Origin of the sequence: Pseudomonas ceruminis, from assembly GCF_021602025.1 — a bacterium.
GTDB classification, from domain to species: domain Bacteria; phylum Pseudomonadota; class Gammaproteobacteria; order Pseudomonadales; family Pseudomonadaceae; genus Aquipseudomonas; species Aquipseudomonas ceruminis.
This window is the reverse complement of the sequence record NZ_BQHW01000009.1, coordinates 108,821-122,704: the sequence shown is the minus strand read 5'-3', so window position 1 is coordinate 122,704 and position 13,884 is coordinate 108,821. Positions and strand designations below refer to the sequence as shown.

The following is a 13,884-nucleotide window of genomic DNA, read 5'->3' as shown; positions in this document are numbered from 1 at the left end:
ACTGCCTGGCCAACGATCATGTCGCTTGCAGCGTGCAACCAAGGGCTTTTTAATGACGACCGCCCGGTCACCGAGCCTTGACATCCGCAGGGCTGAAACGTATGTTTCAAACACTTGTTTGTCAGTCTGGCGGAGTAGTCATGGCCCAATCGGAAACCGTTGAACGCATTCTCGATGCTGCCGAGCAGTTGTTCGCGGAGAGGGGGTTCGCCGAAACCTCGTTGCGCCTGATTACCAGCAAGGCCGGGGTCAACCTGGCGGCGGTTAACTACCATTTCGGCTCCAAGAAGGCCTTGATCCAGGCCGTGTTCTCGCGTTTCCTCGGGCCGTTCTGTGCCAGCCTGGAGCGTGAGCTGGAGCGGCGTCAGGCCAAGCCTGAGCAAAAGCCCAGCCTCGAAGAACTGCTGGAAATGCTTGTGGAGCAGGCATTGGTGGTGCAGCCGCGCAGCAATAACGATCTGTCCATTTTCATGCGCCTGCTGGGCCTTGCCTTCAGCCAGAGCCAGGGGCACCTGCGTCGCTACCTGGAAGACATGTACGGCAAGGTGTTCCGCCGCTACATGCTGCTGGTCAACGAGGCCGCGCCGCGGATCCCGCCGCTCGAGCTGTTCTGGCGGGTGCATTTCATGCTGGGTGCTGCGGCTTTCAGCATGTCCGGGATCAAGGCGTTGCGCGCCATCGCCGAAACCGATTTTGGCATCAATACCTCGATCGAGCAGGTGATGCGCCTGATGGTGCCGTTCCTGGCTGCCGGCATGCGCGCCGACAGTGGCGTCACCGACGCGGCCATGGCATCGGCGCAGCTGCGCCCGCGCAGCAAGGCCGCCAGCACTACCGCCAAGGCCTGAAGGCTGGGCGGGGCAGGGCGCTTCAGCTAAGCTAGCGCCCATGTCCGACCTCGATTTCCTGCGCATTCCCCTCGCTGACCTGTTCTGGCGCAATGGCTATGAGCCAGGTGTCAGTCGCCTGCACAACACCAATCTGCCGGGCCTGTTTCGAGCGCACCCTGGCATGCCCGACCTGGGCTTCTCTCCGTCTGCAATGAAGGATTACCTATGACCGTCAGCCTGCAAGGCTCCCTGATGGTGGATATCGCCGGTAAATGGCTGACCGCCGAGGACCGCCAGCTTCTGCGCCAGCCGGAAGTGGCCGGCCTGATCATCTTTGCCCGCAACATCGAGAGCCCGCGCCAGGTGCGCGAGCTGTGTGCTTCCATCCGTGCCATCCGTCCTGAGCTGATCCTGGCTGTCGACCAGGAAGGTGGACGGGTGCAGCGCTTGCGTCAAGGCTTCGTGCGCCTGCCGGCCATGCGTGCGATCGCTGATAACGTCAATGCCGAGTCCCTGGCCGAACACTGTGGTTGGCTGATGGCCACCGAGGTGCTGGCGGTGGGGCTGGACCTGAGCTTTGCCCCCGTGCTGGACCTGGACCATCAGCGCAGCGCCGTGGTGGGTAGCCGCGCCTTCGAAGGTGATCCGCAGCGGGCCACGCAACTGGCCGGCGCCTTCATCCGCGGCATGAACGCAGCGGGCATGGCGGCCTGTGGCAAGCACTTCCCGGGGCATGGCTGGGCCGAGGCGGACTCGCATGTGGCTATCCCGACCGATGAGCGTAGCCTCGAGCAACTGCGCCAGGCAGACCTCATTCCGTTCAGCCGCCTCAGTGGCCAACTGGCGGCCGTAATGCCTGCCCATGTCATCTATCCGCAGGTCGACAACCAGCCTGCCGGCTTCTCGCGTCGTTGGTTGCAGGACATCCTGCGCGGCGAGCTGGGCTTTGACGGGGTGATTTTCAGTGACGACCTGTCAATGGCTGGCGCCCATGTAGTGGGTGATGCGGCCAACCGCATCGAGGCGGCCTTGAGTGCGGGTTGCGACATGGGGCTGGTGTGTAACGACCGGGCCGCGGCGGAGCTGGCGCTGACTGCGGCGCAGCGGCTGAAGGTCAAGCCCTCGCCGCGGATTGCGCGGATGCGTGGGCAGGGCTTTGCGCGTACCGATTATCGCCAGCAGCCCCGTTGGCTGGAGGCCTTGGGTGCGCTGCGCGAAGCGCAGTTGGTCGATTGATGGTATCGGCCTCTTCGTGGGGCTACCCGCAAAGAGGCCGATATTGCCTGTCGATGACTAGCCTTGCCGGCCTCGCTTCCCAGGCAAGGGCGCAAACAGCGCGTCGATTTCCTCATCCCCCAAGCGCCATTGCCCCGCCTGCCCGCCATCGAGCAGGCTCGCCGCCAGCGCGGCTTTATCCTGCTGCAGCTGCTGGATTTTCTCTTCCACTGTGCCGCGGGTAATCAACTTGAATACAAATACCGGCTTGTCCTGGCCGATGCGGTAGGCGCGGTCGGTGGCCTGGTTCTCGCTGGCCGGGTTCCACCACGGGTCAAAGTGGATCACCGTGTCGGCAGCAGTGAGGTTCAGCCCTACGCCACCGGCCTTGAGGCTGATCAGGAACACTTCGCTGTCCCCCTGCTGGAACTGCTGCACCGGCGTGCGCCGGTCGCGGGTGTCGCCGGTAAGCAGGCTGTAACGGACCTTGCGCTTTTGCAGTTCCTGTTCGATCAGTGCCAGCATCGAGGTGAACTGGGAAAACAGCAGCACCCGCCGCCCTTCACTGAGCAGCTCTTCGAGCATTTCCAGCAGTGCGCCAAGCTTGCCTTTGTCGGCCTGGTTGCCCTTGGTTTCCACCCCTTTGACCAGGCGCAGGTCGCAGCACACCTGACGCAGCTTGAGCAGGGCGTCGAGAATCACGATCTGGCTGCGAGCCGCGCCATTGCGGGTAATTTCGTCGCGGACCTTCCTGTCCATGGCCACCCGCACGGCCTCGTAGGTGTCGCGCTGGGCGTCGCTGAGTTCGACCCAGTGCACCATTTCGGTTTTCGCGGGCAGCTCGGTGGCCACTTGCTCTTTGGTGCGGCGCAGTAGGAACGGGCGGATGCGGCTGACCAGGTGCGTCAGGCGCTCGGCATCGCCATGGCGTTCGATTGGCGTCCGATAGTCCTGGTTGAAGCGCTTGACCTCGCCCAGCCAGCCGGGCATCAGGAAGTGGAAGATCGACCACAGTTCGCCCAGGTTATTTTCCATCGGTGTGCCTGTGAGGCACAGGCGCTGGTTGGCCTGCAGCTCGCAGACCGCGAGGGTGGCCTTGCTGGTACTGCTTTTGATGTTCTGGGCTTCGTCCAGTACCAGCACGCTCCAGGGTTGCGCGCGCAAGTGTTCAATGTCCCGTGGCACCAGGGCGTAAGTGGTCAACACCAGGTCGTATTCGTGCAGCTTGGCAAAATGCTTGTTACGGCCTGGGCCCTGCAGGGCCAGCACGCGTAGGCCAGGGGCGAAGCGCTGGGCCTCGTCGAGCCAGTTGGGGATCAGGCTGGTCGGCATCACCGCCAAGGCAGGGTGAGCCAGGTGGCCGTTCTGTTTTTCCAGCAGCAGGTGGGCCAGGGTCTGCAGGGTTTTGCCCAGGCCCATGTCGTCGCCCAGTATCCCGCCGGTACCCATTTCGCGCAGTGCCTGCAACCAGTTCAGGCCTTGCTGCTGATAGGGGCGTAAGGTGGCATTGAGTGCGGCGGGTGGCTCGACCTGCAAGTCGCGGGCATCGCGCAGGCGCCGGCCAAGGTCGCGCACATGGCTGCCGCCTTCCCAGTGCAGGGGCAGGTGGTCGATGTCGTTCAGGCGCGCCGCGTCGGCGCGGTCCATGCGCAATGACGGGCCGGTGGTGTCCTCGTGCAGGTACAGCTCGCCGAGGGTGCCCATGACCGCCTTGATCCGCCCGTAGGGCAGGGCGACGCGCAGTGTCGGGCTATCCAGGCGGCCGCGGTTGAGGTCGATCACCAGGTGCTCATCATCACTGCGCCGGGCCAGTTCGCTGGGGCGCAGCAGTTCAGGGTTGCTGCGCAGCAGTTGCAGGACGATCGGCAACAGGCTGTGGCGCTGGCCATCAACGACGATGCCCAGTTCCAGGTCGAACCATTCATGGCCTGGCGCTTCGTCGATGCTGGCGTACCAGTCCTCCACCTCTTGCAGGTTGAACGCGAAGTCCCGGTGAATGTCGATTTCCCAGCCCGCCGCGCGCAGGCGCGGCAGGCCTTCACGGGCAAAACGCAGCCAGGCCTCATCGTCGGGCAGCTGGAGCATTTCGCCGGCGCTGTCGGGCAGCGCCTTGCTCTGCCGGGTGGCGGGCTTGAAACCCAGGTCATGCAAGGCCTTGCGCAGCACCTGCTCGGCTTGGGGCTGGCGGCGGATGCGTTGGCTGGTGGCCTCTACCAGGCGGGTCAGTGGCTTGTCGTCGTTGCCGCTGGCGCGCAGGCCGTCGTAATCGAACGCGAGGGCCGCGCGGTGTTGCATCTGGCGCTGCATGCGGCCGGTCTTGGGCATGTAGGCACTGAACTCCAGGCTGCCCAGGGTCAGGTGAGGGCGCGGCTGAACCTGCTCGAGGTGCTCGACTTGCACGGTCGTGGGCGTCGGGACCTGGCGGTTCAGGGCATTCAGGCGGTGGCTCAGGGGAATGACCAGGTGTTCTGGCACGGTTGGCGCACTCGCCAGCTGGCTGGCGATGAACGGGTCCAGGTCATGCAGCAGTTTGCCTGTCTGCCCCGTTTCGGTGTCCACGTAGTACAGGGGGTCGAGCGGCAGTGCCAGTGTGTGGTCATTAGCAGCGGGGTGCCAGGCGCCACGGTAACTGCCGTTGTCCAACCTCATCCAGCGGAACTCGGCTTGCAGGTCTGGCCCGTGAATCAGTGGCGTTCGCTGGGTGCCGAACAGCAGGCGCCCTGTGGCCAGGGCGTACTCGTAGAGTTCAGCGCCTTTCTTGCCTTCCAGTCGTGCGATCGGCAGGCTGTAATCCTTGCTGATGGCATCGATCAGGCGCAGAGCACGCAGGTCCTCGTCGGTCACGTAGCGCGGGGTGTAGTAGATCAGTTCGGGCATCGAGCTGGGCCGCGTCAGTTTCAGTCCCTCTTCAGCTTGTCGAGTGCCCTTGAACACGCTGAGCATGCATTGCCCGCTCTCGACGCTGACCACGTAATAGAGCGACGGCCCCTTGCGCCGGGTCGGCTCGGCGGGAGGCGTTGCTGATATTTCCAGTGCCTGCACCCAGTGCGCGAGATCGGGGGGGAGGTCCACCGGTTGCCCCGTTGTCTGCGCGTTCGCAAGCGGGCTGGCAGGCGCGCCTTCGACCCAGTTCGGGCCGCGTTCCAGGACATAGAGCGCGGCCGCGCAATGCTTGCAGTTGTTCCCGACCGGGCATGAACAGGTGCCGATGCATTCGACGCCCTCTTCGGTCATGTCCAGGGAAATGCGTTGGTGGTAGGCGCCGCCCTGTGAGCCTGCGCACTGGGCGTGGATGGTCAGGCCCCGGATCGATACGATTTCACTCTTGCCTTGCTCTGCGTAGTCCAGGCCGCGTTGCAAGGTTTTACGGTCGAACGCATAGGTCCAGCCGGCGTGTTCCCGGACGAAGGACTGCGCATCGCTTTCGCTCACGTCACTGCTCCATCATTTCCGGGGTCATCACCGGTATCTTCGGCGCGCCCGCAGGCGTGACCTTCAGCAGGACTGCCAGGTGCCCACCGTCGAGAAAGGTGAGTTGGCCGCCCTTCATGGTGCTGTTGCTCTGCTTGAACTGCTCGCTTTGCAGCACGCTGCCGTTGCCGTCGAGCTGGTTGACCCAGAAGTTGGCTTCCACGGCGATGAAGCGACCCTCCGTGATGCTGAGGTTGCCCTCGATCGGGAAGTGGCCGAACTGCCCCTCGCCTGCGCCCAGGGCGATGCGGCTGGGCTGGCTGCCAACCTGTTGCTGCCAGGCTTTGTGCAGCAGCACGGTGTAGTCGGCGGTGGCCTGCAGGCGGGTGGCTTCATCGTCCAGTGCCAGTGGGCGCTCGGCGCCTTTGTCCAGGCGCGGGGCGCCGGCGCTCCAGTCCTCAGGTGCAAACGGGCTGGTAAAGGCGGGCACAGTGTTTTGCCGTACGAGGAGCATTTCCACCTGATACAAGCCTTCGGCGAAGGCAGCCGGCGCGAACAGCGCAAGCAGCAAGGTCAGGCAACGAATGGCACGCATGGGGCTTCCTTAGGCGGTCTGTGGGGTCAGGCGCTCGAACAGCGCCTCCAGGGTGTTGAAGCGTTCGTCGGGGCGCTCCATCGGCACCAGGAAGCGGAACTGGGTTGCGCCTTCGAACTTGTAGCGTTTGGGCTGGCCCTGAATCAGCTTGATCAGGGTCAGCGGGTCGACCGGGGTCTCGGCCTCGAACTCGAGCTTGCCGCCGTTGGGGCCAGCGTCGACTTTCTTGATGCCGAGCTTTTCCGCCTGCAGCTTGAGCTGGGTCAGGCGCATCAGGTTTTTGGTCGGCTCGGGCAACAGGCCGAAGCGGTCGATCATTTCTACCTGCAGGTCCTTGAGGCCTTCTTCGTCGGCCGCAGAGGCGATGCGCTTGTAGAGGATCAGGCGCGCGTGCACGTCGGGCAGGTAATCCTCGGGGATCAACGCCGGCAGGCGCAGGTTGATCTCCGGGCCGCCGCCGAGCGGTTGCTCCAGGTTTGGCTGGGTGCCCTTGCGGATGGCCTTGACCGCGCGCTCGAGCATTTCCATGTAGAGGGTGAAGCCCACTGCCTGGATCTGCCCGCTCTGGCCCTCGCCGAGCAGTTCGCCGGCACCGCGGATCTCCAGGTCGTTGGTGGCCAGCACGAAGCCGGCGCCAAGGTCCTGGGTGTTGGCGATGGCTTCCAGGCGCTTCTCGGCATCGGCACTGACCTTTTGCCGCGCCGGGGTCAGCAGGTAGGCGTAGGCCTGGTGGTGGCTGCGGCCGACCCGGCCGCGCAGCTGGTGCAACTGGGCCAGGCCGAACTTGTCGGCGCGCTCGATGACGATGGTGTTGGCGCTGGGCACGTCGATGCCGGTCTCGATGATCGTCGAGGCGATCAGCACGTTGAAGCGCTTGTGATAGAAGTCGCTCATCACCTGCTCAAGCTCGCGCTCGCGCATCTGCCCGTGGCCGATGCCGATACGCGCCTCGGGAACCAGCTCGGCGAGGTCTGCGGCGCACTTCTCGATGGTTTTCACGTCGTTGTGCAAGTAGTACACCTGGCCGCCACGCAGCAGTTCACGCAGCAGGGCTTCCTTCACCGTGCTGTTGTTCTGTTCCATGACGAAGGTGCGTACCGACAGGCGCCGCGCCGGCGGCGTGGCAATGATCGACAGGTCGCGCATACCGGCCACGGCCATGTTCAAGGTGCGCGGGATCGGCGTGGCGGTCAGGGTGAGGATGTCCACCTCGCTGCGCAGCGCCTTGAGCTGCTCCTTCTGGCGCACGCCAAAACGGTGTTCTTCGTCGATGACCACCAGGCCCAGGTCTTTGAAGCGCACATCGTCCTGCAGCAGCTTGTGGGTGCCGATGAGGATGTCGATCTTGCCTTCGGCCAGGTCAGCGGCAGCGGCGGCCACTTCTTTGGCGGACTTGAAGCGGCTCATCACCTCCACGGTCACCGGCCAGTCGGCGAAGCGGTCGCGGAAGCTGTTGTAATGCTGTTGGGCGAGCAGGGTGGTGGGCACCAGCACTGCCACCTGGCGGCCGCTGTGCACGGCAATGAAGGCGGCGCGCATGGCCACCTCGGTCTTGCCAAAGCCGACGTCGCCGCACACCAGGCGGTCCATCGGCTTGGCGGCGAGCATGTCGGCACGCACCGCTTCGATGGCGTTCTGCTGGTCGGGTGTTTCTTCGAACGGGAAGCCAGCACTGAAGGTGGCGTAATCGGCAGCTGGGTCGGCGAAGGCGTAGCCTTTGCGGGCGGCGCGACGGGCGTAGATGTCCAGCAGTTCGGCCGCCACGTCGCGGACCTGTTCGGCGGCCTTGCGCTTGGCCTTCTGCCAGGCTTCGGAACCCAGCCGGTGCAGCGGTGCCAAGGCGTCGTCGCTGCCGGTATAGCGGGCGATCAGGTGCAGGTTGGCTACGGGTACGTAGAGCTTGGCACCCTCGGCGTATTCCAACGTCAGGAACTCGGCGGCCTGGCCGTCGATTTCCAGAGTGGCCAGGCCCAGGTAGCGGCCCACCCCGTGGTCGATGTGCACCACGGGCGCACCCTCGCGCAACTCGGTGAGGTTCTTGATGACCGCGTCATTGGCTGCTTCGCCGCGCTTGTCGCGGCGTCGGCGTTGCATCACACGTTGGCCGAACAGCGGGCTTTCGGCGACCAGGGCAATGGCCGGGTCGTCCAGCAGCAGGCCTTCGTCGAGCGGGGCGATGGTGATTGCCAGGCGCTCCTTGCCGGTGACGAAGTCAGTCCAGCCGTCAACGGTCTGGGGCCTCAGCTTGAGGCGTTCAAGCAGCTCCAGCAGGACCTCGCGACGGCCCGCCGATTCGGCGGTGAACAGCACGCGGCCGCTGAACTGGTCGAGGAACTCGGACAACGCCGCCAGCGGCTGGTTGGCCTTGGCTTCGATAGCCAGGTTGGGCAGGGCGCGGGCGGGGAAGCGTTCGCGGCCTGCCCCAGCGTCCAGGGCCTCAGCGCTGACCACGACCCGTGGCCACTGTTTGAGCTGGGCAAAGCAGTCTTCCACAGGCAGGAACAGTTCGGCCGGCGGCAGCAGTGGGCGGGTGAGGTCGCCGCGGCGGTCTTCATAGCGCCCGCGCACGTCGTTCCAGAAGTGCTCGGCGGCCTGCTCGACGCCCGGCAGCGAGAACACCTGGGTATCGCTTGGCAGGTAGTCGAACAGGGTCGAGGTTTCTTCGAAGAACAACGGCAGGTAATACTCGATACCGGCGGGGATGATACCGCTCGCCAGGTCCTGGAAGATGGCGCTGCGGCGGAAGTCGACGTCGAAACGTTCGCGGAAGCGGGCCTTGAAGCGCGTCACCTCTTCCTTCTGCATGGGGAACTCGCGCGCCGGCAGCAGGCGGATCGAATCGACCTTGTCGATCGAGCGCTGTGTCTCCGGGTCGAAGGTGCGCAGGGTCTCGATCTCGTCGTCGAACAGGTCGATACGGTAAGGCAGCTTGCTGCCCATCGGGAACAGGTCGATCAGCGCGCCGCGCACGGCAAACTCGCCATGCTCGTAGACCGTGTCGACGCAGCGGTAACCGCTGGCCTCCAGGCGCGAGCGCATCTGCTCCACATCGATGGTCTGGCCTACATCCAGTACCAGGCTGCTGCCGAGCAGAAAGCGCGTTGGCGCCAGGCGGTGCAGGGCGGTGGTGATCGGCACCACGAGGATGCCATGGCTCAGCTCCGGCAGCCGGTAGAGGCTGGCAATGCGCTGGGAGATGATGTCCTGGTGTGGCGAGAACAGGTCGTAGGGCAGCGTCTCCCAATCCGGGAACGGCAGCACCGGCAGGTCTGGGGCGAAGAAGCGCAGCTCCTGCTCCAGACGGTCGGCAGCCTGGCTGTCGGCCGTCAGCAGCAGGGTAAAGCGGCCCGCGCTGCTGGCCGCTTCGGCGATGGCAAGGCTGAGGGCGGCACCTGGCAGGTTGCCCCAGGTTTGTTTGCCGGCCGTGGCCGACAGTTGCGGTAGGCGCAGAACTGACACGGGAGATTGCACTCCAAGCGTTGCGGCAAAGACACCGATTGTACCGGCGCCGGTGCGTGCTGTCAGGCTCGGAAAGGGCATGAGCACGGGCTTTGGCTGCTGCGACAGGCGCTCATTGCCGGTTACGCGTTAGGGCGTCATAATGTAGCCCCTTTTTTCTCCCCCTACATGTGGAAGGTTCCCGTGACTCAGAAGCCCGACCAGTGTCTTGGTGAGTGGATCGATCGTGAAGCTCTGGCTGAAGCGATGATCCCGCTTATCGGTCAGCTCTACCGCAACAACAACGTGGTGAGCTCGATCTATGGCCGCAGCCTGATCAACCGTTCGGTTATCTCGATCCTCAAGGCCCACCGCTTTGCGCGTCACCGTCAAGCCGACGAAACCGAACTGTCCGTCCACGAGACATTCCCCCTGCTCAAGGCCATGAGCGAGCTGAAACTGGGCGCCGCTTCGGTCGACCTGGGCAAGCTGGCCAACAAGTTCAAGCAGGAAGGCAACGGCCGCAGCGCCGAGCAGTTCGTGCGTGAAGAGCTGGCCGACGTGGTTGGTCAGCAGAACGCCTCGGCGCGCAAGGGCACCGACGTTGTCCTGTACGGCTTCGGTCGTATCGGCCGCCTGCTGGCGCGCATCCTGATCGAGAAGACCGGTGGTGGCGACGGCCTGCGCCTGCGTGCCATCGTCGTGCGCAAGGGCGCCGAGAACGACCTGGTCAAGCGCGCCAGCCTGCTGCGCCGTGACTCGGTGCACGGCCCGTTCGATGGCACCATCACCATCGATGAAGCCAACAACACCATCACCGCCAACGGCAACCTGATCCAGGTCATCTACGCCAAGAGCCCGAGCGAAGTCGACTACACCCAGTACGGCATCGACAACGCGCTGATCGTCGACAACACCGGCGTATGGCGTGACGCTGACGGTCTGGGCCAGCACCTGGCCTGCCCAGGCGCTGCTCGCGTGATCCTCACCGCACCTGGCAAGGGCGCGCTGAAGAACATCGTGCACGGCATCAACCACGGCGACATCGCTGCCGATGACAAGATCATCTCGGCGGCTTCCTGCACCACCAACGCCATTGTGCCGGTGCTCAAGGCCATCAACGACCAGTACGGCATCGTCAACGGCCACGTCGAAACCGTTCACTCGTTCACCAACGACCAGAACCTGATCGACAACTTCCACAAGGGCAGCCGCCGTGGTCGCGCCGCGCCGCTGAACATGGTCATCACCGAAACCGGTGCTGCCACTGCCGCCGCCAAGGCGCTGCCAGTGCTCAAGGGCAAGCTGACCGGCAACGCCATTCGCGTTCCGACGCCTAACGTGTCGATGGCCATCCTCAACCTGAACCTTGAGAAGGCTACCAACCGCGAAGAGCTGAACGAGTACCTGCGCCAGATCGCCATGCACTCGGAACTGCACAAGCAGATCGACTACGTCAGCTCCCAGGAAGTGGTGTCCACCGACTTCGTTGGCTCGCGCCACGCCGGTGTGGTCGATGCCGAAGCCACCATCTGCAACGACAACCGCGTTGTTCTGTACGTCTGGTACGACAACGAGTTCGGTTACAGCTGCCAGGTGGTTCGTGTGATGGAAGAGATGGCCGGTGTGAACCCGCCTGCGTTTCCGCGCTGATCCGCTTGTAAGGCAATGAAAAAACGGGAACCTTCGGGTTCCCGTTTTTTTTGGCCTGATGAACCGATCTGGCATCTACTGTGTCTGTACGGCGGCCATCGCCGGCGATGGGGCCTGTCCAGACAACCGAGAACCCACCTTTGCGCACAGCCCTCCTGTTCATTCTGATGCTCCTGACCGCCTGCCACCAGGGCCCGACCCTGGAGCGCTTCGGTGGCCCGACCATGGGCAGCAGCTACAGCATCCAGTACGTCCGCGAACCGGGTGGCCCCGCACCTGCCCAGGTGCAAGCCGCAGTCGAAACCATCCTGCACGAGGTCGACCGGCACTACTCCACCTACCGCGGTGACTCCACTGTCAGCCAGTTCAACCAGTTGCCCGCCAACCGGTGCCTGACCCTGCCGGCCGACATGCTCGCATTGGTCACTCTAGGCCAGCACTTGGCCGAGCAGAGCAATGGTGCCTTCGACCTTACCGTCGAACCGCTGCTGGACCTGTGGGGTTTCGGCCCCCAGGCCCGCCACGAGCAGGTTCCCGACCCGCAAGAGCTGGCCCAGGCCCACCAGCGGGTGGGTTATCAGCATCTGCGCATCGAAGGCCAGGCCTTGTGCAAGGACGCCCCGGTGCAACTGGACTTCAACAGCATTGCTGCCGGCCACGCCGTCGACCTGATTGCCGAGCGCCTGCGCGCCATGGGCGTGGTCAGTTTCGTCGCCGAAGTTACCGGGGAGCTCAAGGCCATTGGCCGCAAGCCCGATGGTAGCCCCTGGCGTATCGCCCTCGAATTACCCCGCGAAGACCGCCAGATCGCTCGCCAAATCTTCCCGGTCAATGGCCTGGGGGTGTCGACCTCGGGTGACTATCGCCACTATTTCGAGGAGAATGGCCGGCGCTATTCGCATACCTTCGATGCCCGTCTCGGGCGCCCGGTCGCGCATGACCTGGCTGCGGTGACCGTGCTCGATGCCTCGGCGCTGCTGGCCGACGGCTATTCGACACTGCTGCTGATCCTTGGGCCAGAACGTGGCTGGGACTTTGCCGTGGCCCATGATCTGGCCGCCGTACTGGTGACTCGGGCAGAGGGTGGTTTCGTCTCCCGACCTACGCCCGCATTCGAACGGGCGGTGAAAGGCGAGTGAAAGCGCAAGCAGGGATGATTGCCGCCAGGGAGCCGGTGAATGACATGTAGTGCAGGCAAAATTGGCCTACGACGCGACCAAGGGTTAATGTGCGCGGCGTTCACGCTTGATTAGACTGCACCCGAATTTTCTCATGGCGCCGCTGGCGGCATGATCGAGTCCCGCGGCGACCGTGGCCAGCGGGCCAGTTCTGAAGGAGTACGCATGGCTGTCTACAACTACGACGTAGTGGTGTTGGGTTCCGGCCCGGCCGGAGAAGGTGCGGCAATGAACGCCGCCAAAGCAGGGCGCAAGGTGGCGATGGTCGACAGCCGTCGCCAGGTCGGTGGCAACTGCACCCACCTGGGCACCATCCCGTCCAAGGCACTGCGTCACTCGGTGCGGCAGATCATGCAGTTCAACACCAACCCGATGTTCCGTGCCATCGGTGAGCCGCGCTGGTTCTCTTTCCCTGACGTGCTCAAGAGCGCCGAGAAGGTGATCGCCAAGCAGGTCGCCTCGCGCACCGGCTACTACGCCCGTAACCGTGTCGATGTGTTCGTCGGCACCGGCAGCTTCGCCGACGAGCAAACCGTCGAGGTGGTTTGCCCCAACGGTGTGGTGGAAAAGCTCAACGCCAAGCACATCATCATCGCCACCGGCTCGCGCCCCTACCGCCCGGCCGACATCGACTTCCACCACCCGCGTGTCTACGACAGCGACACCATCCTCAGCCTCAGCCACACCCCGCGCAAGCTGATCGTGTACGGTGCCGGCGTTATCGGTTGCGAATACGCCTCGATCTTCAGCGGGCTGGGTGTGCTGGTCGAACTGGTCGACAACCGCGGCCAGTTGCTGAGCTTCCTGGATTCGGAAATCTCCCAGGCGCTGAGCTATCACTTCAGCAACAACAACATCACCGTGCGCCACAACGAGGAGTACGAGCGGGTCGAGGGCCTGGACAATGGTGTGATCCTGCACCTGAAGTCGGGCAAGAAGATCAAGGCCGACGCCTTGCTGTGGTGCAACGGCCGTACCGGCAACACCGACAAGCTGGGCCTGGAAAACATCGGCATCAAGGTCAACAGCCGAGGCCAGATCGAGGTCGATGAGGCCTACCGTACCAGCGTGCCGAACATCTACGGTGCCGGTGACGTGATCGGCTGGCCGAGCCTGGCCAGTGCCGCCCACGACCAGGGCCGTTCGGCGGCGGGCAGCATCGTCGACAACGGCAGCTGGCGCTTCGTCAACGACGTGCCGACCGGCATCTACACCATCCCGGAGATCAGCTCGATCGGTAAGAACGAGCAAGAGCTGACCCAGGCCAAGGTGCCTTACGAAGTGGGCAAGGCCTTCTTCAAGAGCATGGCGCGTGCGCAGATCGCCGGTGAGCCGCAGGGCATGCTGAAGATTCTGTTCCACCGCGAGACCCTGGAAATCCTCGGCGTGCATTGCTTCGGCTACCAGGCTTCGGAAATCGTCCACATCGGCCAGGCGATCATGAACCAGCCGGGCGAGTTGAATAACCTGAAGTACTTCGTCAACACCACGTTCAACTACCCGACCATGGCCGAAGCCTATCGGGTAGCTGCCTACGACGGCCTGAACCGGCTTTTTTGACCGG

At 64.1% G+C, this 13,884-nt stretch carries 9 protein-coding genes; 6 read left to right on the top strand and 3 right to left on the bottom strand.

Annotated elements, in window-relative coordinates; translation table 11 throughout:
- Positions 1-140 precede the first annotated feature (140 nt).
- Genes L6D80_RS13195 through nagZ form a run of 3 tightly spaced genes read left to right on the top strand, consistent with a single transcriptional unit; the run spans position 141 to position 2,066 of the window.
- Complete coding sequence (locus tag L6D80_RS13195; RefSeq protein ID WP_054903091.1) at positions 141-848, top strand: TetR/AcrR family transcriptional regulator; 708 nt, start codon at positions 141-143, stop codon at positions 846-848.
- Positions 849-888: 40 nt separating this feature from the next.
- Positions 889-1,059 (top strand): hypothetical protein, encoded by a 171-nt coding sequence (locus L6D80_RS13190; protein ID WP_176514572.1) that lies wholly within the window; start codon positions 889-891, stop codon positions 1,057-1,059.
- A gap of 8 nt (positions 1,060-1,067) precedes the next feature.
- Complete coding sequence (nagZ, locus tag L6D80_RS13185; protein ID WP_176514617.1) at positions 1,068-2,066, top strand: beta-N-acetylhexosaminidase; 999 nt, start codon at positions 1,068-1,070, stop codon at positions 2,064-2,066.
- Positions 2,067-2,123: 57 nt separating this feature from the next.
- Here the strand turns inward: nagZ and L6D80_RS13180 are convergent, their stop codons facing one another.
- Genes L6D80_RS13180 through mfd form a run of 3 tightly spaced genes read right to left on the bottom strand, consistent with a single transcriptional unit; the run spans position 2,124 to position 9,510 of the window.
- The gene (locus L6D80_RS13180) at positions 2,124-5,477 is read right to left on the bottom strand and encodes a DEAD/DEAH box helicase (RefSeq protein WP_176514570.1); all 3,354 of its coding nucleotides are present in this window, start codon (positions 5,475-5,477) and stop codon (positions 2,124-2,126) included.
- A 1-nt stretch (position 5,478) separates the two neighbouring features.
- Positions 5,479-6,051 carry a CsiV family protein gene (locus tag L6D80_RS13175; RefSeq protein ID WP_176514568.1) on the bottom strand — a complete coding sequence of 191 codons (573 nt, stop codon included), beginning with the start codon at positions 6,049-6,051 and terminating at the stop codon, positions 5,479-5,481.
- A 9-nt stretch (positions 6,052-6,060) separates the two neighbouring features.
- Complete coding sequence (mfd, locus tag L6D80_RS13170) at positions 6,061-9,510, bottom strand: transcription-repair coupling factor (RefSeq protein ID WP_054903088.1); 3,450 nt, start codon at positions 9,508-9,510, stop codon at positions 6,061-6,063.
- 168 nt (positions 9,511-9,678) lie between these two features.
- On the opposite strand from mfd, the gene L6D80_RS13165 reads away from it, so the two are divergent.
- From L6D80_RS13165 to sthA, 3 genes are all read left to right on the top strand, one after another.
- Complete coding sequence (locus L6D80_RS13165) at positions 9,679-11,142, top strand: glyceraldehyde-3-phosphate dehydrogenase (protein WP_054903087.1); 1,464 nt, start codon at positions 9,679-9,681, stop codon at positions 11,140-11,142.
- Positions 11,143-11,282: 140 nt separating this feature from the next.
- The gene (locus L6D80_RS13160; protein WP_054903117.1) at positions 11,283-12,281 is read left to right on the top strand and encodes an FAD:protein FMN transferase; all 999 of its coding nucleotides are present in this window, start codon (positions 11,283-11,285) and stop codon (positions 12,279-12,281) included.
- A gap of 204 nt (positions 12,282-12,485) precedes the next feature.
- Positions 12,486-13,880: a Si-specific NAD(P)(+) transhydrogenase gene (gene sthA, locus L6D80_RS13155; protein ID WP_054903086.1), complete on the top strand. Its 1,395-nt coding sequence runs from the start codon at positions 12,486-12,488 to the stop codon at positions 13,878-13,880.
- Positions 13,881-13,884 lie beyond the last annotated feature (4 nt).

What these genes read in the sequence shown, in the direction of transcription:
- L6D80_RS13195 (WP_054903091.1), top strand. Translation starts at nt 141, where the DNA reads ATGGCCCAATCGGAAACCGTTGAACGCATTCTCGATGCTGCCGAGCAG.
- L6D80_RS13190 (WP_176514572.1), top strand. Translation starts at nt 889, where the DNA reads ATGTCCGACCTCGATTTCCTGCGCATTCCCCTCGCTGACCTGTTCTGG.
- L6D80_RS13175 (WP_176514568.1), bottom strand. Translation starts at nt 6,051, where the DNA reads ATGCGTGCCATTCGTTGCCTGACCTTGCTGCTTGCGCTGTTCGCGCCG.
- sthA (WP_054903086.1), top strand. Translation starts at nt 12,486, where the DNA reads ATGGCTGTCTACAACTACGACGTAGTGGTGTTGGGTTCCGGCCCGGCC.
- L6D80_RS13165 (WP_054903087.1), top strand. Translation starts at nt 9,679, where the DNA reads ATGTGGAAGGTTCCCGTGACTCAGAAGCCCGACCAGTGTCTTGGTGAG.